The organism is Pseudomonas sp. B3(2017) (assembly GCF_002113595.1).
Classification (GTDB): domain Bacteria; phylum Pseudomonadota; class Gammaproteobacteria; order Pseudomonadales; family Pseudomonadaceae; genus Aquipseudomonas; species Aquipseudomonas ekonensis.
In genome coordinates this window covers 21,839-44,944 of the sequence record NZ_NEIU01000002.1, presented here as the reverse complement: position 1 = coordinate 44,944, position 23,106 = coordinate 21,839, and the positions used below count along the sequence as shown (strand labels likewise).

Annotated in this window: 19 protein-coding genes; 10 read left to right on the top strand and 9 right to left on the bottom strand. The window is 65.3% G+C overall.

Translation table 11 applies throughout. From position 1 onward, the window contains the following. Positions 1–27 precede the first annotated feature (27 nt). The 8 genes from CAG33_RS02850 to CAG33_RS02815 all read right to left on the bottom strand — a co-directional run bounded on the left by CAG33_RS02850 (position 28) and on the right by CAG33_RS02815 (position 9,890). Complete coding sequence (locus CAG33_RS02850; RefSeq protein WP_085586276.1) at positions 28–1,950, bottom strand: PrkA family serine protein kinase; 1,923 nt, start codon at positions 1,948–1,950, stop codon at positions 28–30. Between the two features lie 296 nt (positions 1,951–2,246). Then, positions 2,247–2,576 (bottom strand): thiosulfate sulfurtransferase GlpE, encoded by a 330-nt coding sequence (glpE, locus tag CAG33_RS02845; RefSeq protein ID WP_085586274.1) that lies wholly within the window; start codon positions 2,574–2,576, stop codon positions 2,247–2,249. Between the two features lie 33 nt (positions 2,577–2,609). After that, positions 2,610–3,491, bottom strand: coding sequence for a symmetrical bis(5'-nucleosyl)-tetraphosphatase (locus CAG33_RS02840; RefSeq protein ID WP_085586272.1), 882 nt, complete (start codon positions 3,489–3,491; stop codon positions 2,610–2,612). Further along, positions 3,491–3,871 (bottom strand): Co2+/Mg2+ efflux protein ApaG, encoded by a 381-nt coding sequence (apaG, locus tag CAG33_RS02835; protein WP_085586270.1) that lies wholly within the window; start codon positions 3,869–3,871, stop codon positions 3,491–3,493. The genes CAG33_RS02840 and apaG overlap by 1 nt, the downstream gene beginning before the upstream one ends. A 107-nt stretch (positions 3,872–3,978) precedes the next feature. Next, positions 3,979–4,797 carry a 16S rRNA (adenine(1518)-N(6)/adenine(1519)-N(6))-dimethyltransferase RsmA gene (rsmA, locus tag CAG33_RS02830; RefSeq protein WP_085586268.1) on the bottom strand — a complete coding sequence of 273 codons (819 nt, stop codon included), beginning with the start codon at positions 4,795–4,797 and terminating at the stop codon, positions 3,979–3,981. After that, the gene (pdxA, locus tag CAG33_RS02825; RefSeq protein WP_085629942.1) at positions 4,794–5,783 is read right to left on the bottom strand and encodes a 4-hydroxythreonine-4-phosphate dehydrogenase PdxA; all 990 of its coding nucleotides are present in this window, start codon (positions 5,781–5,783) and stop codon (positions 4,794–4,796) included. Before pdxA ends, rsmA begins: the two co-directional genes overlap by 4 nt. Then, positions 5,780–7,096, bottom strand: coding sequence for a peptidylprolyl isomerase SurA (gene surA, locus CAG33_RS02820; protein ID WP_139831412.1), 1,317 nt, complete (start codon positions 7,094–7,096; stop codon positions 5,780–5,782). Before surA ends, pdxA begins: the two co-directional genes overlap by 4 nt. After that, complete coding sequence (locus tag CAG33_RS02815) at positions 7,077–9,890, bottom strand: LPS-assembly protein LptD (protein WP_085636824.1); 2,814 nt, start codon at positions 9,888–9,890, stop codon at positions 7,077–7,079. Before CAG33_RS02815 ends, surA begins: the two co-directional genes overlap by 20 nt. 130 nt (positions 9,891–10,020) lie before the next feature. Here CAG33_RS02815 and CAG33_RS02810 point away from each other — a divergent pair, with 130 nt between their 5' ends. From CAG33_RS02810 to CAG33_RS02800, 3 genes are read left to right on the top strand one after another with little or no spacing between them, the layout of a single operon-like run. Further along, positions 10,021–11,040, top strand: a complete 1,020-nt coding sequence (locus CAG33_RS02810) for an aminoglycoside phosphotransferase family protein (RefSeq protein ID WP_085586260.1) — start codon at positions 10,021–10,023, stop codon at positions 11,038–11,040. Further along, positions 11,037–11,708: an N-acetylmuramate alpha-1-phosphate uridylyltransferase MurU gene (gene murU, locus CAG33_RS02805; RefSeq protein WP_085586258.1), complete on the top strand. Its 672-nt coding sequence runs from the start codon at positions 11,037–11,039 to the stop codon at positions 11,706–11,708. The genes CAG33_RS02810 and murU overlap by 4 nt, the downstream gene beginning before the upstream one ends. 1 nt (position 11,709) lies before the next feature. Beyond that, complete coding sequence (locus tag CAG33_RS02800; protein WP_085586256.1) at positions 11,710–12,477, top strand: TerB family tellurite resistance protein; 768 nt, start codon at positions 11,710–11,712, stop codon at positions 12,475–12,477. A 114-nt stretch (positions 12,478–12,591) separates the two neighbouring features. Here the strand turns inward: CAG33_RS02800 and CAG33_RS02795 are convergent, their stop codons facing one another. Next, the gene (locus CAG33_RS02795; protein ID WP_085636821.1) at positions 12,592–13,581 is read right to left on the bottom strand and encodes an alpha/beta hydrolase family protein; all 990 of its coding nucleotides are present in this window, start codon (positions 13,579–13,581) and stop codon (positions 12,592–12,594) included. A 73-nt stretch (positions 13,582–13,654) separates the two neighbouring features. Here CAG33_RS02795 and CAG33_RS02790 point away from each other — a divergent pair, with 73 nt between their 5' ends. From CAG33_RS02790 to CAG33_RS02760, 7 genes are all read left to right on the top strand, one after another. Beyond that, positions 13,655–16,051, top strand: a complete 2,397-nt coding sequence (locus CAG33_RS02790) for a PAS domain S-box protein (protein ID WP_085636818.1) — start codon at positions 13,655–13,657, stop codon at positions 16,049–16,051. A 48-nt stretch (positions 16,052–16,099) separates the two neighbouring features. Continuing rightward, positions 16,100–16,741 carry a response regulator transcription factor gene (locus CAG33_RS02785; RefSeq protein WP_170929946.1) on the top strand — a complete coding sequence of 214 codons (642 nt, stop codon included), beginning with the start codon at positions 16,100–16,102 and terminating at the stop codon, positions 16,739–16,741. A 410-nt stretch (positions 16,742–17,151) separates the two neighbouring features. After that, positions 17,152–18,276, top strand: coding sequence for an ABC transporter ATP-binding protein (locus tag CAG33_RS02780; RefSeq protein WP_085586250.1), 1,125 nt, complete (start codon positions 17,152–17,154; stop codon positions 18,274–18,276). A 47-nt stretch (positions 18,277–18,323) separates the two neighbouring features. Beyond that, positions 18,324–19,367, top strand: coding sequence for an ABC transporter substrate-binding protein (locus CAG33_RS02775; RefSeq protein WP_085586248.1), 1,044 nt, complete (start codon positions 18,324–18,326; stop codon positions 19,365–19,367). Between the two features lie 154 nt (positions 19,368–19,521). Further along, positions 19,522–20,769 (top strand): ABC transporter permease, encoded by a 1,248-nt coding sequence (locus CAG33_RS02770; RefSeq protein WP_085586246.1) that lies wholly within the window; start codon positions 19,522–19,524, stop codon positions 20,767–20,769. Positions 20,770–20,782: 13 nt separating this feature from the next. Next, the gene (locus CAG33_RS02765) at positions 20,783–21,607 is read left to right on the top strand and encodes an ABC transporter permease (RefSeq protein WP_085586244.1); all 825 of its coding nucleotides are present in this window, start codon (positions 20,783–20,785) and stop codon (positions 21,605–21,607) included. Positions 21,608–21,853: 246 nt separating this feature from the next. Continuing rightward, positions 21,854–23,002 (top strand): iron-containing alcohol dehydrogenase, encoded by a 1,149-nt coding sequence (locus CAG33_RS02760; RefSeq protein WP_085586242.1) that lies wholly within the window; start codon positions 21,854–21,856, stop codon positions 23,000–23,002. The last annotated feature ends 104 nt before the right edge of the window (positions 23,003–23,106 follow it).

Genomic DNA, 23,106 nt, shown 5'->3' with positions numbered 1-23,106 from the left:
ACGACAACCGGTCTGACCGGCCGCGGGTTACTGTGATTTCCTGACCCGCAGGTACCACTCGGAGAGCAGCCGTACCTGTTTGTCGGTGTAGCCGCGTTCGACCATCCTGGTGACGAAGTCGTTGTGCTTTTGCTGGTCCTCTTTGCTGGCCTTGGCGTTGAAGCTGATGACCGGCAGCAGGTCTTCGGTGTTCGAGAACATTTTCTTCTCGATGACCACCCGCAGTTTCTCGTAGCTGAGCCAGGTCGGGTTCTTGCCGTTGTTGTTGGCGCGGGCACGCAGCACGAAGTTGACGATCTCGTTGCGAAAATCCTTCGGATTGCTGATGCCGGCCGGTTTCTCGATCTTTTCCAGTTCCTCGTTGAGGGCGACGCGGTTGAGGATCTCGCCGGTTTCCGGATCGCGGTATTCCTGGTCCTGGATCCAGAAGTCCGCGTACAGCACGTAGCGGTCGAAGATGTTCTGGCCGTACTCGCTGTAGGACTCGAGGTAGGCGGTCTGGATCTCCTTGCCGATGAACTCGATGTAGCGCGGGGCGAGGTACTCCTTCAGGTAGCGCAGGTAGCGTTCGCGGGTCTCGGCCTGGAACTGTTCCTGTTCGATCTGCTGTTCCAGCACATAGAGCAGGTGCACCGGGTTGGCAGCGATCTCGTGCGGGTCGAAGTTGAACACCTTGGACAGGATCTTGAAGGCGAACCGAGTCGACAGACCGTTCATGCCCTCGTCGACGCCCGCCGCATCGCGGTATTCCTGGATCGACTTGGCCTTCGGATCGGTGTCCTTGAGGTTTTCCCCGTCGTACACGCGCATCTTCGAGTAGATGTTGGAGTTCTCGGGCTCCTTGAGGCGCGACAGCACGGTGAACTGCGCGAGCATCTTGAGGGTGTCCGGCGCGCAGTGGGCCCGGGCCAGGGAGCTGTTGAACAGCAGCTTGTCGTAGATCTTCACCTCATCGCTGACCCGCAGGCAGTAAGGCACCTTGACGATGTAGATCCGGTCGATGAAGGCTTCGTTGTTCTTGTTGTTGCGGAAGGTGTGCCACTCCGATTCGTTGGAGTGGGCCAGCAGGATCCCGGTGAACGGAATCGCGCCCAGGCCTTCGGTGCTGTTGTAGTTGCCTTCCTGGGTGGCGGTCAGCAACGGGTGCAGCACCTTGATCGGCGCCTTGAACATCTCGACGAACTCCATCAGGCCCTGGTTGGCCCGGCACAGCGCCCCGGAATAGCTGTAGGCGTCGGCGTCGTTCTGCGGGAATTCCTCCAGCTTGCGGATATCGACCTTGCCCACCAGTGCGGAGATGTCCTGGTTGTTCTCGTCGCCCGGTTCGGTCTTGGCCACGGCGATCTGGTTGAGGATCGAGGGGTACAGCTTGACCACGCGGAACTGGCTGATGTCGCCGCCGAACTCGGCCAGGCGCTTGGTCGCCCAGGGCGACATGATGGTGTTCAGGTAGCGGCGGGGGATGCCGAAGTCCTCTTCGAGGATCGCGCCGTCTTCGGTGGCGTTGAACAGCCCCAGGGGCGATTCGAACACCGGCGAGCCCTTGATGGCATAGAAGGGCACCTTCTCCATCAGTTGCTTGAGCTTCTCGGCCAGGGACGACTTGCCGCCGCCCACCGGGCCGAGCAGGTAGAGGATCTGTTTCTTCTCTTCCAGGCCCTGGGCCGCATGGCGGAAGTACGACACGATCTGGTCGATGCATTCTTCCATCCCGTGGAAGTCCTCAAAGGCCGGATAGCGGCGGATCACCTTGTTGGAGAAGATGCGTGACAGCCTCGAATTGGTCGAGGTGTCGAGCAGCTCGGGTTCGCCGATGGCCAGCAACAGACGCTCGGCGGCGGAAACGTAGGCGCTGCGGTCCTTTTTGCACAGTTCCAGGTATTCCTGCAGCGAGAATTCTTCCTGGCGTGTGGACTCGAAGCGTTGTTGGAAGTGGCTAAAGATACTCATGACGTCACCTCGCTCGATACGTGGAGCCGACGCCGGATCACTCAGTCGATGCTGGCAAGCAGCCGCTTGAGCAGCTGTTGTTTACCCCCCAGAACTCTTCCGCGCCGACAACCGCGAAAGCTACTCCCGATGACCCGTGCGCCGGTGTACCGGCTCTCCCCTGTTTTGGATGGCCTGGGCTTAAGGATAGTTGGGAATTGGCGAGGTAAAGGCGAGATGCGTAATTAGTTGTGGCAGACCGTTCGTCCGCCACCGTGCAAGCCCGCGGGAGCCGGGGCTTGCAGGTCGCAAAAAAATTATTCGGCGGCGCCTTGGGCGGTTTCCGAAGGATAGGTCGCACGCCACAGCTCGAAGCCGCCGTCCAGGCTGTACACGTCGGAGAAGCCCTGGCCCACCAGGTAGGCGGCCGCGCTCTGGCTGGAGTTGCCGTGGTAGCAGACCACCACCGTCGGGGCGTCGAGGTCGGCGTTGCGGATGAAGTCGGCGACCGAGTGGTTGTCCAGGTGGTGCGATCCGGTGACGTGCCCGCTGGCGAAGGCTTGCGGGTCACGGATGTCGACCACCACGGCGCCTTGCTCGCGCAGGGCCTTGGCCTGTTCCGGGGGGATGCGTTTGAATTCGCTCATGGCGGGTTCCTGTGGTCCGGCGGGTGACGCAGTCTAGCGCGGGGCGCTGGCTGACGTGGAGTGGGGGATAAGGGGGGCGACGGTCGGCAGGGCGTTGCCGTGGTCGTCGCATTTGCACGACAGGCGCTCGCCGCTGTCGACGTTCATCAGGGTGAGGCTGCCGCCCCACACGCAACCGGTGTCGAGGGCGCAGATGCCGGGCTCGTGGACGATGCCTTCGAGCGCCGCCCAATGGCCGAAGATGATCCGCAGGCCGCGGGTCCGGCGCTCCTTGTGCTGGAACCACGGCTTGTAGCCGGGCGGGGCGGTGTCCAGGCCTTCCTTGCTCTTGAGGTCGAGCTTGCCCTCGGGGGTGCAGAAACGCATCCGGGTGAAATAGTTGGTGATCACCCGAAGGCGCGTCACGCCCTTGAGGCTGTTGTCCCATTTCGCCGGATCGTTGCCGTACATGCCGTCCAGGTAGGCGGGGAACAGGTTGTCGTCGCGCAGGGCCGACTCGACCTCTTCGGCGCACTTGAGCGCCTTGCGCAGCGACCACTGCGGCGGGATCCCGGCGTGCACCATGGCGATCTCGCGCCGCTCGTCGTAGTGCATCAGCTTCTGCCGGCGCAGCCAGTCCAGCAGCTCGGGGCCGTCGGGGGCTTCGAGGATCTCGCGCAGGGTGTCGCTCTTCTTCATGCGCTCGATGTTCTGGCCGGCGGCCAGCAAGTGCAGGTCATGGTTGCCCAGCACGCACACCAGCGAGTCGCGCAGCCCGTACAGGTAGCGCAGGGTCTCCAGGGACTGCGGGCCGCGGTTGACCAGATCGCCCACCAGCCACAGACGGTCCAGCGCCGGGTCGAAGGCGACCTGGCCGAGCAGGCACTTGAGCGGTTCGAGGCAGCCTTGCAGGTCGCCCACGGCGTAGGTCGCCATCAGTGCAGGGCTCCGGGCACGGCGAGGCGGAAAGGCTTGATGACGGCGTCGAAATGCTTGCCGTCGTCGGCGACCATTTCGTAGGAGCCCTGCATGGTGCCGACCTGGGTGGTCATCACCGTGCCGCTGCTGTAGGTGTGGCTCTGGCCCGCTTCGATCAGCGGTTGCTGGCCCACCACGCCGGCGCCGCGGACTTCCTCGACATGCCCGTCGCCATCGGTGATGACCCAGTGCCGCGACATCAGTCGGGCCGGTCGGTCGCCGTTGTTCTGCACGGTGATGGTGTAGGCGAAGGCGAAGCGGTCGTGCTCGGGTTGCGATTGGTCTGCCAGGTAGCGGGTGACCACGCTGACGTCGACCTGATAACGGGGATCGGACATGCAAAAGGCCTTAAGAGCGAAGCGCAACGCAGGGGTGCGGCTGATGGGGATTCAGTCTAGGCAAGTATCGGGCAACAGACCAGCGCGGCGGTTGCCCGATGACGCCGTCAGTCGGCCTTGGGCGGCTGCTGGGGTTTCTCGGCGAGCTGGTCGGCCAGGCGTACGAACGCCGCCAGGTCCAGTTGCTCGGGGCGCAGGCTGCCGTCGACGCCCGCCGCTTCGATCTCGGCGCTGGTGAGCAGTTGCTTGAGGGTGTTGCGCAGGGTCTTGCGGCGCTGGTTGAACGCCTCGCGCACCACGCGCTCGAGCAGCCGGTGATCCTTGGCCGGGTGCGGCAGCACGGCGTGGGGCACCAGGCGGACGATGGCCGAGTCGACCTTCGGCGGCGGGTTGAACGCGCCGGGGCCGACGTTGAACAGATGTTCGACCCGGCAATGGTACTGGACCATGATCGACAGGCGACCCCAGTCGCCGCCGCCGGGGCCTGCGGCCAGGCGCTCGACCACTTCCTTCTGCAGCATGAAGTGCATGTCGCGGATCAGGTGCGAGTTGTCCAGCAGGTGGAAAATCAGCGGGGTGGAGATGTTGTACGGCAGGTTGCCGACCACCCGCAGCGTGTTCGGCGCGGCGTTGAGGGTGTTGAAGTCGAACTTCAGCGCATCGCCCTGGTGCAGGTTGAAGTTGCTCTTGCCGGCGAACTGACTGTTGAGGATCGGGATCAGATCCTTGTCCAGCTCGACCACGTCGAGCTGGGCGCCGGCGCCGAGCAGGCCTTCGGTCAATGCGCCCTGGCCCGGGCCGATCTCCAGCATGCGGTCTTCGGGCTTGGCGTGGATGGCGCGCAGGATGCGGTCGATGATGCCCGCATCGTGCAGGAAGTTCTGGCCAAAGCGTTTGCGCGCCTTGTGTTGGTATTGCTCGGTCATAAACGGGTCTCGGCCATCTGGTAGGCGGTTTCCAGGGCGACCTGCAGGCTGCCGGTGTCGATCCGGCCGCTGCCGGCCAGGTCCAGGGCGGTGCCGTGGTCGACGGAGGTGCGGATGATCGGCAGGCCCAGGGTCACATTGACCGCTGCGCCGAAGCCTTTGTACTTCAGCACGGGCAGGCCCTGGTCGTGGTACATCGCCAGCACCGCGTCGCAGTGCTCCAGATATTTGGGGGTGAACAGGGTGTCGGCCGGCAGCGGGCCGCGAAGGTCCATGCCTTCGCTGCGCAGACGCTCCAGCGTCGGTTCGATGATGTCGATTTCTTCATGGCCCAGGTGGCCGCCTTCGCCGGCGTGCGGGTTGAGCCCGCAGACCAGGATGCGCGGCCGGGCGATGCCGAACTTGTCTTGCAGGTCGGCGTGCAGGATCCGCGTGACCCGCTCCAGCCGCTGCGGCGTGATCGCGTCGGCGATCTCGCGCAGGGGCAGGTGGGTGGTGACCAGCGCCACGCGCAGGCCGCGGGTGGCGAGCATCATCACCACCTGGGCGGTGTGGGTCAGGTCGGCGAGGAATTCGGTGTGCCCGGAGAAGGCGATGCCGGATTCGTTGATCACGCCCTTGTGCACCGGGGCGGTGATCATCCCGGCGAAGTCGCCGTTCAGGCAGCCTTGGCCGGCGCGGGTCAGGGTTTCGAGGACGAACGCGGCGTTGGCCTTGTCCAGTTGCCCGGCGACCACCGGGGCGCTCAGCGGCGTGTCCCAGACGTACAGGCTGCCGGCCGGCGCCGGAGCGTCCGGCCAGTGGTCAGGGGTGACGGCCAGCACGTCGACGGCCAGCCCCAGCTGCGCGGCCCGCTCAAGGAGCAGGTCGCGGCTGGTGATGGCGATCAGGGGGTGCGGCTGGGCCTGCGAGGCGAGCAGCAGGCACAGGTCGGGACCGATGCCGGCCGGTTCGCCGGGTGTCAGCGCGAAACGCTTGGGTTTCACTGCGCTGCCTGGTCTGCGCCAGGGAGTTTGATTTCAACGTAGGCTTCGTCACGGATCTGACGCAGCCAGGTCTGCAGCTCTTCGTCGTACTTGCGGTTGCGCAGCACGGTCATCGCTTGCTGCTCCCGCGCCTGGGCGGTGCTGTCGGTGGCGCGGCGGCCAAGGACTTCCAGCACGTGCCAGCCGTACTGGGTCTGGAACGGCTTGGACAGCTGACCCTGCGGGGACTTGGCCATCACGGCGCGGAACTCCGGCACCAACGCGTTCGGGTCGATCCAGTTCAGGTCGCCGCCGTTGAGGGCGGAACCCGGATCTTCCGAGTACTTCTTCGCCAGCTCGGCAAAGTCTTCGCCGGCTTCGATGCGGTTGTACAGCGACTGGGCCAGCTCTTTGGTCTTCGCCTCGTCACGGACCGGACTTGGCTTGACCAGGATGTGGCGCACATGCACTTCGTCGCGCACCTGGCCTTCACCGCCGCGCTTCTCCAGCAGCTTCAGGATGATGAAGCCGCCCGGGGTGCGGGCCGGTTGGGTGATTTCGCCCGGCGACATGCTGCTCAGTTCGCGGTCGAACGGCGGCGGCAGCTGGGCGGCCTTGCGCCAGCCCATGTCGCCGCCTTCCAGCGCGTTGTCGCTGGCGGACTTGGCCACGGCCATCTGGCCGAAGTCGGCGCCTTGCTTAAGCTGCTGGTAAACGTCCATGGCCTGGCGGGCGGCGCTCTGAATCGCTTCGGAGTTGGCGCTTTCCGGGGTCGGGATCAGGATGTTGGCCAGGTGCAACTCTTCGGAGAGCTGCATCTTGCCCAGGTCCGAGGCCAGGAAGTTCTTCACTTCCTGTTCCGACACCTGGATGCGTTCGGCCACACGGCGCTGACGCACGCGGCTGATGACCATCTCGCGGCGGATCTGGTCGCGGGCTTCGTCGTAGGACAGGCCGTCGCGGGACAACGCGGCGCGGAACTGGTCCACGGTCATGTTGTTGCGCTGGGCGATGGTGCCTACGGCCTGGTTCAGCTCTTCGTCGGTGATGCGGATGCCGGAGCGTTCGCCGATCTGCAGTTGCAGGTTCTCGACGATCAGGCGTTCCAGCACTTGCTGGTCCAGCACGCCCGGAGGCGGCAGGCCGCCGCCGCGCTTGGCGATGGTTTTCTGCACCTCGTGGACGCGTTGGTCCAGCTGGCTCTGCATGACCACGTCGTTGTCGACGATGGCCACCACTTTATCGATGGACTGCACCGCGGCGCCGGCCGAAGTACCGAGGAACAGCGCGCCCAGCATCAGCGGGCGCAGACAATCAGAAAGCTTGGTCTTCACGTTGACGATAACCTTGGATGCCTTTGTCGAGGAAGCTCTCTACCTTGGTGCCTACGACACCGCCGAGGCCTTTCAGGACGATTTGGAGGAAGACGCCGTGGTCGCCTTTTTCGTTTTGCGGAGCCTGCTGACTGAACTCGTCGTAGGACACCCAATAACGGTTGATCAGGCGCAGTTTCCAGCAGCAGTTGTCGTACTCGAAACCACCGAAGGCTTCCAGCGTGCGATTGCGGTTGTAGTCGTACTGCCAGCGGCTGATGGCGCTCCACTGCGGCACGATCGGCCAGATCGCCGAGAAGTCGTGCTGCTTGATCTTGTAGTAGTCCTTCACGTAGTTCGGATCGCCCGGTACGCCGTAGTCGCCGCCGCCCACCGACCATTTGCCGGTGTTCTGGTCGTAGCGGACCTGGTCGTTGCGGTAGCGGTAACCGAAGTTGACCACCTTGTTCGGGTTGTCTTCAGGCTGGTAGTGGAACATCGCGCTGCCCGAACGCGGGCTGCGGCTGTCCGGATCCCAGTTGTAGTCCGCGGTGGTGCGCCAGTCGCGGTTCCAGCGGTACTCGTATTCCAGCGCGTACGGCGAGACGTTGGAGTGCGCGTCGTCGCGGGTCTTGGCGTCGATGCCCGGCAGCTGGACTTCGCGATCCTTGAAGTAGAGGGCCTGGCCGACGCTGATGCGTTGACGCTCGAAGCCGTCGTCCTCGATCCAGCGGCTGGTCACGCCCAGCGACAGCTTGTTCTCGTCGCCGACGCGGTCGGCGCCGGAAAAGCGGTTGTCGCGGAACAGCGAGGCATAGTTGAACGTGTATTCGCTGGTGTCGAATACCGGGATGTCCTCTTGGTCGACCTCCGGTACGTAGAGGTAGAACAGGCGCGGTTCCAGGGTCTGGCGGTAGTTCTTGCCGAAGTAGGACGTGTCGCGGTCGAAGTACAGGCCGCTGTCGATGCTGGCGATCGGTACGCCGCGGTTCTGGTTGCTGCCGAACTTGCCGCCGAGGTACTTGGTGCCGGCAGCGGCTGCCGCCGCTTCCTGCTGCACGATCTGGTTCTTGCCGGTGCTGTCCAGGTCCAGCTGGTACTGGGTGTACTGGTACTTGAGCGATGGCTTGAGGAAACCATAGGTCCAGTTCAGCGGCAGGCTGACACCCGGCTTCAGGTTCAGGCGGTCGCCGTTGGCGCGGGCCAGGCCGGTAACGTTGTTGTCGAGACGGCTTTCGACGCTGCCGTCCTCGTTCACGAAGTTGCCGTTCTTCAGGTCACGGTCGAAGCGAACCAGCTCCGTCTCGTAGTCGAAGTCCAGGCCTTCCGGATGGTAAGGCAGCTGGCCGTTGAAGGTGATCTGCGGCAGGCGGTCATACGGCGTGATGTTCGACACGGTCGCCAGTTGGTAAGCCTGGGCGTTCAACCGGGCGGTGTAGCTGTCGCCGCGGTAGGTGACCGAGCCTTGCTGGTTTACGTAGTCGGCGCTCTTCACGCCGATCTGGTCGGTTTCCAGGTCTTGGAAGTAGTACGGGTCGCTGATCTTGGTGTAGTCGACCTGGGTGAACACGCGGGAGTCGAGACCGCCCTTGTGCTGCCAGTTGTACATGTACCGGTTCTTCTGGTAGTCGGTCTGCTTGCTGCGGTCGGTGTCCTCGTCATTGAGGTACGCCGCACCGAACTGCCCTTCGCTGGACTTGGTCAGGTAGCGGAACTCGCCTTCCATCAGCAAGCCGCGCTTGGCCATGTAGCGCGGGTACAACGTGGCGTCGTAGTTCGGCGCCAGGTTGAAGTAGTACGGGGTGACCAGCATGAAGCCGGTGTCGCTGCTGGTGCCGATGCTCGGCGGCAGGAAGCCCGACTGGCGGCGGTCGTCGATCGGGAAGTAGATGTACGGGGTGTACAGGACCGGAATGTCCTTGACCCGCAGCGTCACGTTGGTCGCGGTGCCGAAGCCGGTGGCCGGGTTCAGGGTGATGTTGTTGCCCTTGAGCTGCCAGGCGTTGCTGTTCGGTTCGCACGTGGTGTACGTGCCGTCCTTGAGGCGGATGATCGCGTTCTCGGCCCGTTTGGCGTACAGCGCGTTGCCGCGGATGCGCGACTTGTGCATCACGTACTCGGCGTTGTCGACCTTCGCTTCACCGGTGTCCAGCTGCACGTCGGCGTGGTCGCCGACGATCAGCGCGCCGTTGTCGCGGATGCGCACGTTGCCCGCCAGTTCGCCGCGGCTCTCGGCCTGGTACAGGTTGGCCTCGTCGGCCTCGACCTGCATGCTGCCCTGACGCATGACCACGTCGCCGGCCAGGCTCGCGACCTGCGAATCCTGCTGGTAGCGGGAGGCCTTGGCGCCGATGAAGGTCGGTGCGTCACTTTTGTTCGTCTTGTCATTCATGCCAGGACGAATCGGTTCGATATAGGAACCAGAGCAGTAAGGACCTGTTTCGGCCAGTTGGGCGGCGGTGAGCTTCTCGCGCGGCACCCAGTCGAGGTGACTGTAGTCTTCGCTGCGGGATTTCAGGCCACGGCCCTTGGACTCGGTGACGAGCACGGGTTTGGGGCCGGTGTCCTGGCTGGCGCCGCTTTCGGCCGGCGCTTCGCCGGCGGCGCTGACGGCGCTGCCGTCATGCACCGGACGCGGCGGCAAGGCAGCGGCCGTGGACTTGGGCGCACAGGCCCAGCCGCCCGACTCCGAGACGGAGCAGTCATACTGCTCGGCCGCGGTGACGAAGGAACTGGCCAGAGGTTGCATGGCCAGCAGGCTGCCGGTCATCAACAACGGAAATTTTTTACGAAACGCGGGGGATTTCAATGCCATCTTATTAGTCCGGGCTTCCTGCGTGCCATCTGCCCGCGGTGTGGGCCGCACGCCTCTCGATGGTCTGAAAAAGATGCTGGATAATAAAGCATGACCCGCTTGACGGCTAGCGCCGTCGGAGACCCTTGCAATGCCTGACCAAGATGTACGCTTGCAACACCTGAAAGTTTGGCTCGACGAACAGCTGGCGACGCTTTTCGCCGAGCAGCAGTGGGGCGCCGTCCCCCCGGCCACCTTGACCGCGGCCAGCAGCGACGCGAGTTTCCGCCGTTATTTCCGCTGGGAAGGCGCCGGGCGCAGCTTCATCGTGATGGACGCCCCGCCGCCCCAGGAAAACTGCAAACCCTTCGTGGATATCGCGTTTCTGCTGGCCAAATCCGGCATCAACGTGCCGAAAATTTATGCGCAGGACCTGGAACGCGGCTTCCTTTTACTCAATGACCTGGGTAACAAGACCTATCTGGACGTGATCGGCAGCGACAACGCCGACGCGCTTTTCGACGATGCCCTGAAGGCGCTGCTGGCGTTTCAGCAGTTGCCGATGGTGGCGCCGCTGCCCAGTTACGATGTCGCCTTGCTCACGCGCGAGCTGGAGCTGTTCCCGGAGTGGTACGTCAAGCGCGAGCTGGGCATCGAGTTCGATCCGGCCCAGCAACGGCAGTGGCAGCAGGTCAGCGAGCTGCTGATCGACAGCGCCCTGGCCCAGCCCAAGGTGCTGGTGCACCGCGACTACATGCCGCGCAACCTGATGCTCAGCGAGCCGAACCCCGGCGTGCTGGATTTCCAGGACGCCGTGTACGGCCCGGTGACCTACGACGTGACCTGCCTGTTCAAGGATGCCTTCCTCAGCTGGCCGCCGGAGCGTGTGCGCGGCTGGCTGCATGGCTACTGGCAACAGGCCTCGGCGCTGAACATTCCGGTGCAGCCGGATTTCGAGGCGTTCCTGCGTGCCAGCGACCTGATGGGGGTGCAGCGCCACCTCAAGGTCATCGGCATCTTCGCCCGCATCTGCCACCGTGACGGCAAGCCGCGCTACCTGACCGATGTGCCGCGCTTCTTCGCCTATATAGATGAAGTGATCGCCCGCCGTCCGGAGCTTGAGCCGTTGCAGGCGCTGCTCGTCAGCCTGCGTGCCGGGGTGAATGCATGAAGGCGATGATTCTGGCGGCAGGCAAGGGCGAGCGCATGCGCCCGCTGACCCTGACCACCCCCAAGCCGCTGGTGCGCGCCGGCGGCATCCCGCTGATCGAGTACCACCTGCACGCCCTGGCGGCGGCCGGTTTCGATGACATCGTGATCAACCACGCCTGGCTCGGCCAGCAGATCGAGGACTACCTGGGCGACGGCTCGCGCTACGGCGTGCGCATCCGCTATTCGCCGGAAGGCGAGCCGCTGGAGACCGGCGGCGGGATATTCCGGGCGTTGCCGCTGCTGGGCGACGAGGCGTTCCTGGTGGTCAACGGCGACATCTGGACGGACTACGACTTCAGCGTGCTGCATCAGCCGATCGCCGGTCTGGCGCACCTGGTGCTGGCGGACAACCCGGCCCATCACCCGGCCGGCGATTTCGTCCTCGACAACGGGCGTGTCCAGGATGGACAGCCACAGGCGCGGACCCTGACCTACAGCGGCATCGCCGTCCTGCACCCGCAGCTGTTCGACGGCTGCGGGGCGGGCGCGTTCAAGCTCGCGCCGCTGCTGCGCGACGCCATGGCGCGCGGCCAGGTGACGGGCGAACGGCTGAAGGGGCAGTGGGTGGATGTCGGCACCCATGAACGTCTGGCCGAAGCCGAAAAACTGATAGAAGCGAGCCGTTGATATGTTGTGGCCAGGGACTCTGATTGGAGCCGGAGCGGGTTTTGCGATCGCCAGCATTCCGGGGGCCATGCTTGGGGCGTTGTTGGGGCAAGCGCTGGATCGGCGCCTGCACCTGCAGAGCTGGGGACATTTGCGCGAACGGCTCGGCGGCAGGCCGATGCTGCGCAACGATGAATTGCTGTTCGTGCTGCTGGGGCGTCTGGCCAAGAGCGACGGGCGCGTCACCGACGGGCATATCCAGCAGGCGCGCCACGAAATGCGTGCGCTGGACATGGGCGAACCGGCCCAGCGCCGGGCGATCGCCGCGTTCAACCGCGGCAAGTCCGGCAACGACAACCTGCGCAGCTATCTGCGGCGGCTGGGGGCCCAGCCCCATGCGGCCGAAGGCGTGCTGCGCGCGTGTTGGCGGATGGTCTGGGCCGACGGCCGGGCCGGCGTGAGCGAGCGCGAACTGTTGGCGCAGTGGGGCAAGTGGCTGGGCTGGACGACGCATCAGGTGCAGGCGCTGGCGACGGACTACGAGCCGCACAAGCGGCCCATCGTCAGTGCGGCGGTGAGCTATCAGGAAGCGATGCGCCTGCTCGGGGTGTCGGCGACCAGCGAGCCGGCGCAGATCAAGCGGGCGTACCGGCGGCTGCTCAGCCGCCATCACCCGGACAAGGTCGCCGGCAGCGGCGCGACGCCTGCGCAAGTGCGTGAAGCCACGGAGAAGACCCGCGAACTGCACACCGCCTACACCTTGATCCGTGAGCGGCGGGATTTTCGCTAGGCACGGTGTTCCGGGGTGTTTGGATCAGTCGAATCGCGAGCAGGCTCGCTCCTACAGTTGACCGTGTTCAAACTGTAGGAGCGAGCCTGCTCGCGATGGGTTCGACGGGTTCTCTCAGTCCGCGCTCTGCGGATTCAGCCAGCCCTTCACCCGACGGAACAGTTGTTCCTGCTCGGCCTTCTTGTCCGGCAGCGCCTTGAGCCCCACCTGGCTGAACGCCGAGGTCTTCAGGCGTTTGCTGGCTTGCAGGCGCTCCAGAGCCGCGTTGCGGTCCGGCGCCTTGTCCATGTAGTAGAGGTCGGCCGTCGGCAGTTTCAGGGTCGGCGTCAGTTCCGCCAGCTCAGGCTTGGCCTTGAGCGGTGCCTGGGCGGCGACCATCACCAGTTTTTCCACTTGCGCGGTCTGCCGTTCGCTCAGGTAGCGCGCCGCCCAATAGGCGCCGGTGCCGTGGCCGAGCACGACGACGCTGCGGGCGCTCTGCTGTTCGGCGTAGGCGATGGCGGCGTCGATGCGGGCGAAGATCCGCTCGGCGTCGGCCTTGGCCTGCTCTTCGGTGGTTTCGGCGACGACCTTGTCGGCCACCTCGGCCTCGCCGCCGGCGGCCTGTTCGATCGGCTCGGCGGTGGTGGAGTCCTTGCTGCCGGGATCGGCGGCTTTCGGCGCCGCCGGCGCTTCGGCGGTGCGCGGCGCGATGGCGTCGCCTTGCAGGTCCGGCAGGGTGATGCTGAGGCTGCTCCACTGCGCATCCGGCAGCTTCTGCCGCAGCGGCGCGATCGCCTGGGGCCAGTCGGCGGTTTCGCCGGCGCCGGGGACGATGATCACCGCACCTTTGGGTTCGGCGGTATTGGCGGGTTTCCACAGGGCGAGGAAACTGTCGCCGCCGGCCTGCAACTGCTGCTGTTCCTGCGCCGGAACCTTGCGTTCGAGTGCCGCCGACTCTTCCTGACTACGCTCAGGCAGTGGCTGGCGTTCGGCCGGCTTCTCGCCGGCAGGTTGTTCTGCCTGGGCGGCAGGGGCCGTATCGGCGGCTTCGACAGAAAACGCACAAGGCAGGATCAGCGACAGGCACAATGCTGGCATTGCCAGGCGGTAGACAGGGGGCATCGGTTATTCCAGGCCAGAAAGTATCCCGGCAGCCTAATGGGTTGGTCAGAATTTGTCAGTGTACGAGACTTCGATGATGCGATTTTGCTGCCTGTGGGTTATCGGCTGTTTGTGGTTTCCCTTGATGGGCTGGGCTGCGCCTGCGCCCACGGCCCATGCCGCGCAGTTGACAACCGGCGAGCGGCAATGGCTGGCGCAGCACCGCGAGCTGCGGGTCGGCCTGGTGCTGCAGGCGCCGTATGCGCAGTACGACCGGCGCCTGCAGCGGTTGTCCGGGCCCAACGTCGACCTGATGAACTGGCTGGCCAAGGCCCTCGACGTCGAACTGACCTGGCGTAACTTCCCTGACCTGGCGCAGTTGGAGGCCGCCGCCCAGGACGGCGAGATCGACATCGCGCCGGGCCTGACCCAGACGCCGGCTGCGCTGCGCCTGTGGCAGTTCTCCGATCCGTACATGCGCGTGCCGCAACTGGTGGTCAGCGACCAGAAGGCCGGCGGCACGGTGGAGCTGGAGAAGCTCGACAGCCAGACCCGCGTCGCCGTGCGCATGCCGAGCGTGACGGCGGACTATCTGCGCAGCAACTACCCGCACCTCAACCTGCAAGGCGTGCCGATGGAGCGTCAGGCCCTGCAATTGCTGCTCAGCCAGCAGGCCGGCTACGCGGTGGTCGACGAGGCGCAGCTGGGGCGCCTGTCGGTGGAGCCGGAGTTCTCCGGTCTGGTGGTGGTCGGCGACATCGGCCTGCCGCAATTGCTGCGGGTGGCCACGCGCCGGGACTGGCCGGAGCTGGCCGGCATTGTCGAAAGCGCGCTGCGGTCGGTTCCGGCCAAGGATCTGGAGCGTCTGCACAGCCGCTGGCTGCAGCCCAAGTATCCGCGGCTGACGGAGTCGCCGGGGTTCTGGCAGAACCTGAGCCTGCTGTTCGCGGTGCTGCTGCTCATCTGCGCGGCCCTGGTGGCCTGGCAGCGGCGCCAGCAGCACAGCCTCGAACAGCGCCTGCTGGCCGCACGGGAGGACATCGCCCTGCGCGCCGCCAGCGAAGAGGCCCTGCGCCTGACCCAGTTCTCCATCGACCAAAGCACCGTCGGCATCCTCTGGGTCAACTGGGACAGCCATGTGCGCTACGCCAACCGGGCGGCGGAGACCATGCTCGGCTATCCGCCGGGCGGGATCATCGAGCGTCCCCTGATCGACTTCGAACCGGGCCTGCACATGGATCGTTGGCTGAACCTGTGGAAGCGCGCCAGGACCCGCGAGGAAGAACCGCTGAGCTTCGAAAGCCTGTGCGTGCGGGCCGACGGCAGCGTGCTGCCGGCGGATGTGTCGCTGAGTTTCCTCAGGTTCCGCGACAGCGAGTACCTGGTGGTCTACCTCACCGACGTCACCGAACGCCGCCGGGCCCTGGCGGCCTTGCAGGAAAGCGAAGCGCGGCTCAAGGGCATCGCTGCCAACGTGCCGGGCCTGGTGTTCCGGCTGGAGCGGGCGCCGGTGACCGGGCAAATCGATTTCGCCTACATCAGCGAAGGCAGCGAGACCCTGGTGGGCTACGCCCCGGCCGCCATCGCCCACCGCGACATGGGCCTGCGCAGCCTGGTGCATCCGGATGACCGGGCCAGCTATCACCAGACCCAGGATCGCGCCCTGGACACCGACAGCGACTGGTCGTGGCAGGGCCGCATCCTCACCCGCCAGGGCGAGCAGCGCTGGGCCGAGATCAAGGCGATCACCCGTCGACTGGAGGACGGTGCCTACGTCTGGGACGGCATCGTCTGGGACATCAGCGAAAGCAAGCGCATCGAACTGGAGCTGGCGGCTTCCCGCGAGCAGCTGCGTGAACTGTCGGCGCACCTTGAGAGCGTGCGCGAAGAGGAAAAGGCGCGCATCGCCCGGGAAGTGCACGATGAGCTGGGGCAAATGCTCACGGTGCTGAAACTGGAGACATCGATGTGCGAACTGGCCTACGCGCAGCTCGACCCTGGGCTGCACGAACGCCTGAACAGCATGAAGCGCCTGATCGCCCAGCTGTTCCAGTTGGTGCGCGACGTGGCGACGGCGCTGCGCCCGCCGATCCTCGACGCCGGGATCGCGTCGGCCATCGAGTGGCAGGCCCGGCGCTTCGAGGCGCGCACCCAGATCCCGTGCCTGGTGCAAGTGCCGGACAACCTGCCGGCCCTCAGCGACGCCAAGGCCGTCGGCCTGTTCCGGATCCTCCAGGAGGCGCTGACCAATGTCATGCGCCATGCCCAGGCGCATACTGTGGAAGTGACGCTGGCCCTTGAAGGCGACGAACTGTGTCTGACGGTCAGTGACGATGGCGTAGGATTTGTCGCCGCAGCCGGCCGGCCGACATCGTTCGGCCTGGTGGGCATGCGCGAGCGGGTGTTGATCATGGGCGGCAGCCTGCAGCTCGACAGCGAGCCGGGAGAGGGCACCAGCCTGGTGGTGCGGGTGCCGGTGAATGAGGCCTGACGGTGCGGCGCCTTGTCCGCGAATGAAATGGGCTCTGAAACAACAAGAATGGAGAGCGACGTGATCCGTGTACTGGTAGCCGAAGACCACACCATCGTGCGCGAGGGCATCAAGCAATTGATCGGCCTGGCCAAGGACCTGCAGGTGGCGGGGGAGGCGAGTAATGGCGAACAGTTGCTCGACACCCTGCGCAACGTGCCGTGCGAGGTGGTGCTGCTGGACATCTCGATGCCGGGCGTCAACGGCCTGGAGGCGATTCCGCGGATCCGTGCGCTGAACAACCCGCCGGCGATCCTGGTGCTGTCGATGCACGACGAGGCGCAGATGGCCGCCCGGGCGCTGAAGGTCGGCGCCGCCGGCTACGCCACCAAGGACAGCGACCCGTCGCTGCTGCTGACCGCCATCCGCAAGGTCGCGGCGGGCGGGCGCTACATCGACCCGGAACTGGCCGACCGCATGGTCTTCGAAGTCGGCCTGACCGATGCCCGGCCGTTGCATTCCTTGCTGTCGGAGCGCGAATTCTCCGTGTTCGAACGCCTGGCCCAGGGCGCCAACGTCAACGACATCGCCCAACAACTGGCCTTGAGCAGCAAGACCATCAGCACCCACAAGGCGCGGCTGATGCAGAAGCTCAACATCACCTCCCTCGCTGAACTTGTGAAGTACGCCATGGAACACAAGCTGCTCTGACCTTTGCCGTTGCCCTGTGGCCGCCATCGCCAGCAGGCTGGCTCCCACAGGGGGTTTGGTTGAACGCAACGTTTGCGGTCACTGTAGAACCCTGTGGGAGCGGGCTTGCCCGCGAAGGGGCCGTCACATTCAACACCCATGCTGGCAGGTCCGACGCTTTCGCGGGCAAGCCCGCTCCCACAAGGAAAGGTGTCGGCATATCCATCCGCGACACGGCCCCTGCCCGCACTGGCGGCACGTAGCTGCAAGCGTGCCGCTGCATTTGCCCAAACGCGCCATCCTTGTAGGGCGATCCCTACCCCCAACCTTCCATCCGGCTGAGGCGAATCTCTCCTGCACCCCGATTTGCGCGGCTGGGGACAGCCACTAGGCTTAAGCCCACAGCAGTCATCAACAACAAAGGTGCGGGTATGAGCCAGGTCGAAACAAACGCAGGGGCCAGCGATGTGCTGGTCAGCTTTCGTGGAGTGCAGAAGAGCTACGACGGCGAGAACCTGATCGTCAAAGACCTCAACCTGGACATCCGCAAAGGCGAGTTCCTGACCCTGCTCGGGCCGTCCGGGTCGGGCAAGACCACCAGCCTGATGATGCTCGCCGGCTTCGAGACGCCGACCGCCGGGGAAATCCTGCTGGCGGGCCGTGCGATCAACAACGTGCCGCCGCACAAGCGCGACATCGGCATGGTGTTCCAGAACTACGCCCTGTTCCCGCACATGACCGTGGCCGAGAACCTGGCGTTCCCCTTGACCGTGCGCGGCCTGAACAAGAGCGACGTCACCGACAAGGTGAAGAAGGCCCTGGGCATGGTGCAGCTCGATGCGTTCGCCCAACGCTATCCGGGGCAGTTGTCCGGCGGCCAGCAGCAGCGTGTGGCCCTGGCCCGCGCCTTGGTGTTCGAGCCGCAATTGGTGCTGATGGACGAACCTCTGGGCGCCCTCGACAAACAGCTGCGCGAACACATGCAGATGGAGATCAAGCACCTGCACCAGCGCCTCGGCGTGACCGTGGTCTACGTGACCCACGACCAGGGCGAAGCCCTGACCATGTCTGACCGCGTCGCGGTGTTCCACCAGGGCGAGATCCAGCAGATCGCGCCGCCGCGCACCCTCTACGAAGAGCCGAAGAACACCTTCGTCGCCAACTTCATCGGCGAGAACAACCGCCTCCACGGCCGACTGGTCAGCCAGGACGGCGAGCGCTGCGTAGTCGAGCTCGGCCGCGGGGAGAAGGTCGAGGCGCTGGCGGTCAATGTCGGCCAGAGCGGCGAGCCGGTGACCCTGTCGATCCGTCCGGAGCGGGTGAGCCTCAACGGCTCCAGCGACCGCTGCGTCAACCGCTTCTCCGGACGGGTGGCCGAATTCATCTACCTGGGCGACCACGTCCGGGTGCGCCTGGAAGTCTGCGGCAAGACCGACTTCTTCGTGAAACAGCCGATCGCCGAGCTCGATCCTGCGCTCAGCGTCGGCGACGTGGTGCCGCTCGGCTGGCAGGTCGAGCACGTCCGCGCGCTCGACCCTCTTCAAGAGGCGCATTGATCGCCCCCGCAACACCAACACCAACCTGCACGTGGAGAGAACAATAAATGTTGAGATCCCTGAAGTTCACCGCCCTGACCCTGGGCCTGATGGGTGCGGCAAGCGCTATGGCCGCAGGTCCCGACCTGACGGTGGTGTCGTTTGGCGGTGCGAACAAGGCCGCGCAAGTCAAAGCCTTCTACGCCCCGTGGGAAGCGGCGGGCAACGGCAAGATCGTCGCCGGCGAGTACAACGGCGAGATGGCCAAGGTCAAGGCCATGGTCGACACCAAGAGCGTGTCGTGGGACCTGGTGGAGGTCGAGTCGCCGGAGCTGTCCCGCGGTTGCGACGAAGACATGTTCGAGCAGCTCGACCCTGCGCTGTTCGGCAAGGGCGAAGACTACGTCAAGGGCGCGATCCAGCCGTGCGGCGTCGGCTTCTTCGTGTGGTCGACCGTGCTGGCCTATAACGCCGACAAGCTCAAGACCGCACCGACCAGCTGGGCCGATTTCTGGGACACCAAGAAATTCCCGGGCAAGCGCGGCCTGCGCAAGGGCGCCAAGTACACCCTCGAATTCGCTCTGATGGCCGACGGCGTCGCGCCCAAGGACGTCTACAAGGAGCTGGCCAGCAAGAACGGCCAGGATCGTGCCTTCAAGAAACTGGACGAGCTGAAGCCGAACATCCAGTGGTGGGAAGCCGGCGCCCAGCCGCCGCAGTACCTGGCCTCCGGTGACGTGGTCATGAGCTCGGCCTACAACGGCCGGATCGCGGCGGTGCAGAAGGAATCCAACCTCAAGGTCGTGTGGAACGGCGGCATCTACGACTTCGACGCCTGGGCCATCCCGAAAGGCCTGGACAAGGCCCGCGCGGAAGCGGCGAAGAAGTTCATCGCGTTCTCGGTGCAGCCGCAGCAGCAGAAGACCTACTCGGAAAACATCGCCTACGGTCCGGCCAATACCCAGGCAGTGCCGCTGCTGGCCAAGGATGTCCTGAAGGACATGCCGACCACCCCGGAAAACATCGCCAACCAGGTGCAGATCGACGTCAGCTTCTGGGCTGACAACGGCGAGCAACTGGAGCAGCGCTTCAACTCCTGGGCAGCGAAGTAACACGCCCCGCAGGGGTGGGTTCGCCCCCACTCCTGCGGGAGCGAGCCTGCCCGCGAAAGCGCTCGTCCGGTCAGCCTGAAAGTTGTACGTGCTGACCTCTTCGCGAGCAGGCTCGCTCCCACATTACCGATCCCGAAGATTTGCGGAGTACGTCATGGCCATCGCCGTTCCCCTGAACGAGGGCAACAGCCCCACCTTGAAGCAGCGGCTCAAGCACGCCGAGCGGGTCAACCGCTGGAAGGCCCAGGCGCTGATCGCGCCGCTGGTGCTGTTTCTGTTGCTGGTGTTCCTGGTGCCGATCGTGGCGCTGCTCTACAAGAGCGTCGGCAACCCGGAGGTGGTCGGCGGCATGCCGCGCACCGTGGCGGCCATTGCCGGCTGGGACGGCCGCGGCCTGCCCGCCGAAGCGGTCTACAAGGCGGCCGGCGAAGACCTCGCCGAGGCCCGCAAGAATCAGACGCTGGGCGATCTGTCCAAGCGCTTGAACATGGAGTTGGCCGGCTACCGCAGCCTGCTGACCAAAACCGCCCGGGGCCTGCCGTTCGCCACCGAACCCGCCTCCTATAAAGAAGCGCTGGAAGGCCTCGACGAACGCTGGGGCGATCCGGCCTACTGGCAAGCGGTGAAGCGCAACACCAGCAGCCTCACCCCGTTCTACCTGCTGGCGGCGGTCGATCACCGCATCGACGACCTCGGCGAACTGGCCCCGGCCACCCCGGACCAGGCGATCTACCTGGACATCTTCGCCCGCACGTTCTGGATGGGGCTGGTCATCACCGGCATCTGCCTGGTGCTGGCCTATCCGCTGGCGTACCTGCTGGCGAACCTGCCGTCGCGTCAGAGCAACCTGCTGATGATCCTGGTGCTGCTGCCGTTCTGGACCTCGATCCTGGTGCGGGTCGCCGCGTGGATCGTGCTGCTGCAGTCGGGCGGCCTGATCAACAGCGCGCTGATGGCCATGGGCATCATCGACAAGCCGCTGGAACTGGTGTTCAACCGCACCGGGGTCTACATCTCGATGGTGCACATCCTGCTGCCGTTCATGATCCTGCCGATCTACAGCGTGATGAAGGGCATCTCGCCGACCTACATGCGCGCCGCGATCTCCCTCGGCTGCCATCCGTTCGCCAGCTTCTGGCGGGTGTACTTCCCGCAGACCTACGCCGGCGTCGGCGCCGGTTGCCTGCTGGTGTTCATCCTCGCCATCGGCTACTACATCACCCCGGCGCTGCTGGGCAGCCCGAACGATCAGATGGTCAGCTACTTCGTCGCGTTCTACACCAACACCAGCATCAACTGGGGCATGGCCACCGCGCTCGGCGGGCTCTTGCTCCTGGCCACCGTGGTGCTTTATCTGATCTACAGCTGGCTGGTGGGCGCAAGCCGCCTGCGCCTGGGCTAAGGGGAATACCGAGATGCTGAGTCCTTACATGTCGCCCGTCGAACGGGTGTGGTTCTACAGCCTGCGGATCCTCTGCGGCCTGATCCTGCTGTTCCTGATCCTGCCGGTGCTGGTGATCGTGCCGCTGTCGTTCAACTCGGGGAGTTTCCTGGTGTACCCGCTGCAGGGCTTCTCGCTGCAGTGGTACCACGATTTCTTCGCCTCGGCCGAATGGATGCGTTCGCTCAAAAACAGCATCATCGTCGCCCCGGCAGCGACCGTGCTGGCGATGGTGTTCGGCACCCTGGCGGCCATCGGCCTGACCCGCGGGGACTTCCCCGGCAAGTCGCTGGTGATGGCGCTGGTGATTTCGCCGATGGTGGTGCCGGTGGTGATCATCGGCGTGGCCAGCTACCTGTTCTTTGCGCCGCTGGGGCTGGGCAACAGCTTCTTCTCGCTGATCGTGGTGCATGCGGTGCTGGGGGTGCCGTTCGTGATCATCACCGTGTCCGCGACCCTGCAGGGCTTCAACCACAACCTGGTGCGCGCCGCCGCCAGCCTCGGCGCCTCGCCGCTGGTGACCTTCCGCCGGGTGACCTTGCCGCTGATCGCGCCGGGGGTGATCTCCGGGGCGCTGTTCGCCTTCGCGACGTCGTTCGACGAGGTGGTGGTGACCCTGTTCCTCGCCGGCCCCGAGCAGGCGACGCTGCCCCGGCAGATGTTCAGCGGCATCCGCGAAAACCTCAGCCCGACCATCGCCGCCGCCGCCACGCTGCTGATCGCCTTTTCGGTGATCCTGCTGCTGACCCTGGAATGGCTGCGCGGGCGCAGCGAGAAACTGCGTACCACCCAGGTCTGAGGCCGTCCCATCCACTGCGGGAGCCACTGTCTTGCGGCGCCTTCACCGGCGCCATCGCCAGCAGGCTGGCTCCCACAGGGATACTCGCTGGATACGGCATCCGCATTCAACGCAGCCAACATTGTGGGAGCCAGCCTGCTGGCGATGGCATCCGCGCGGCGGCCATTCATGCGCTGAATGGCAGACAACCCCGAATCCCCAGCTACGCTTGTGCTCAGCTCCCATACCTATAAGAGGCTGCGCACAATGAGTCTTTCCTCGTTCAAGATCGCTCACAAACTGATCACCGGCGCCGGGGCCATCGAGCAACTGGCGGCGGAACTGACGCGGCTGGATGTCGACAACCCGCTGATCGTCACCGACGCCGCGCTGGTCAAGTCCGGCACCGTGGAGCTGGCGCTGGCGCAGATGGGCGGGCGCGACTACGAGATCTTCGACCGGGTGCAGCCGGATCCGGAAACCGCCATCGTCGAGGACTGCATGCGCACCTACCGCGAGGGCGGGCACGACGGGCTGATCGGCCTGGGCGGCGGCAGCGCCATCGACATCGCCAAGAGCGTCGCGGCGTACGCCGGCTACCACGGGGCGCTGGAGGACCTGTTCGGCGTCGACCAGGTGCCGCGCAAGGGGCCGCCGCTGATCGCCATCCCGACCACCGCCGGCACCGGTTCGGAGGTCACCAACGTCGCGATCCTCTCGGACAAGGCCGCGCAGCTGAAAAAGGGCATCGTCAGCGACTACCTGTTGCCGGACGTGGCGCTGGTCAGCCCGCAGATGACCCTGACCTGCCCGCGCGGCGTCACCGCCGCCAGCGGCATCGATGCCCTGGTGCATGCCATCGAATCCTACCTGTCGGTCAATGCCTCGCCGATCACCGATTCCCTGGCCATCGGCGCGATCCGGCTGATCGCCAAGGCGTTGCCCAAGGCCTACGCCAACGGCGCCAACCTGCAGGCGCGGGAAGACATGGCCACCGCCAGCCTGATGGCCGGCATGGCGTTCGGCAATGCCGGGGTGGGCGCGGTGCATGCGCTGGCCTACCCGCTGGGCGGGCGCTTCAACGTCGCCCATGGCCTGAGCAATGCGTTGCTGCTGACCCATGTCATGACCTGGAACAAGATGGCCTGCGTCGAGCGGATGCAGGATATCGCCGAAGCCATGGGGGTGAAGACCGCCGGCCTGAGCCTCAACGAAGCGGCGGACAAGGCCGTGCAGGCCATGGCCGAGCTGTGCGCGGCGGTGGAGGTTCCGGCGGGGCTGCGCAGCGTCGGCGTCACGCAGGAGGCGATCCCGGCCATGGCCGTGGAGGCCGCCGGGATCGAGCGCCTGATGCGCAACAACCCGCGCCGGCTCAGCGCCGCCGACATCGAGAAGATCTACCGCGCAGCCTACTGAGGCGCGGCGGCCGTCCGTCATGGCACAACCCAATCATCGCGGTCACGGTGCGCGCGCCAAAGCATGAGGCTACAATGCGCGCCATCGTGATTTGGCTCAGAAAA

What these genes read in the sequence shown, in the direction of transcription:
- CAG33_RS02850 (WP_085586276.1), bottom strand. Translation starts at nt 1,950, where the DNA reads ATGAGTATCTTTAGCCACTTCCAACAACGCTTCGAGTCCACACGCCAG.
- murU (WP_085586258.1), top strand. Translation starts at nt 11,037, where the DNA reads ATGAAGGCGATGATTCTGGCGGCAGGCAAGGGCGAGCGCATGCGCCCG.
- CAG33_RS02790 (WP_085636818.1), top strand. Translation starts at nt 13,655, where the DNA reads ATGATGCGATTTTGCTGCCTGTGGGTTATCGGCTGTTTGTGGTTTCCC.
- CAG33_RS02795 (WP_085636821.1), bottom strand. Translation starts at nt 13,581, where the DNA reads ATGCCCCCTGTCTACCGCCTGGCAATGCCAGCATTGTGCCTGTCGCTG.
- CAG33_RS02765 (WP_085586244.1), top strand. Translation starts at nt 20,783, where the DNA reads ATGCTGAGTCCTTACATGTCGCCCGTCGAACGGGTGTGGTTCTACAGC.
- CAG33_RS02810 (WP_085586260.1), top strand. Translation starts at nt 10,021, where the DNA reads ATGCCTGACCAAGATGTACGCTTGCAACACCTGAAAGTTTGGCTCGAC.
- CAG33_RS02785 (WP_170929946.1), top strand. Translation starts at nt 16,100, where the DNA reads ATGGAGAGCGACGTGATCCGTGTACTGGTAGCCGAAGACCACACCATC.
- CAG33_RS02780 (WP_085586250.1), top strand. Translation starts at nt 17,152, where the DNA reads ATGAGCCAGGTCGAAACAAACGCAGGGGCCAGCGATGTGCTGGTCAGC.
- CAG33_RS02770 (WP_085586246.1), top strand. Translation starts at nt 19,522, where the DNA reads ATGGCCATCGCCGTTCCCCTGAACGAGGGCAACAGCCCCACCTTGAAG.
- glpE (WP_085586274.1), bottom strand. Translation starts at nt 2,576, where the DNA reads ATGAGCGAATTCAAACGCATCCCCCCGGAACAGGCCAAGGCCCTGCGC.
- CAG33_RS02840 (WP_085586272.1), bottom strand. Translation starts at nt 3,491, where the DNA reads ATGGCGACCTACGCCGTGGGCGACCTGCAAGGCTGCCTCGAACCGCTC.
- rsmA (WP_085586268.1), bottom strand. Translation starts at nt 4,797, where the DNA reads ATGACCGAGCAATACCAACACAAGGCGCGCAAACGCTTTGGCCAGAAC.
- CAG33_RS02815 (WP_085636824.1), bottom strand. Translation starts at nt 9,890, where the DNA reads ATGGCATTGAAATCCCCCGCGTTTCGTAAAAAATTTCCGTTGTTGATG.
- CAG33_RS02800 (WP_085586256.1), top strand. Translation starts at nt 11,710, where the DNA reads ATGTTGTGGCCAGGGACTCTGATTGGAGCCGGAGCGGGTTTTGCGATC.
- apaG (WP_085586270.1), bottom strand. Translation starts at nt 3,871, where the DNA reads ATGTCCGATCCCCGTTATCAGGTCGACGTCAGCGTGGTCACCCGCTAC.
- CAG33_RS02775 (WP_085586248.1), top strand. Translation starts at nt 18,324, where the DNA reads ATGTTGAGATCCCTGAAGTTCACCGCCCTGACCCTGGGCCTGATGGGT.
- CAG33_RS02760 (WP_085586242.1), top strand. Translation starts at nt 21,854, where the DNA reads ATGAGTCTTTCCTCGTTCAAGATCGCTCACAAACTGATCACCGGCGCC.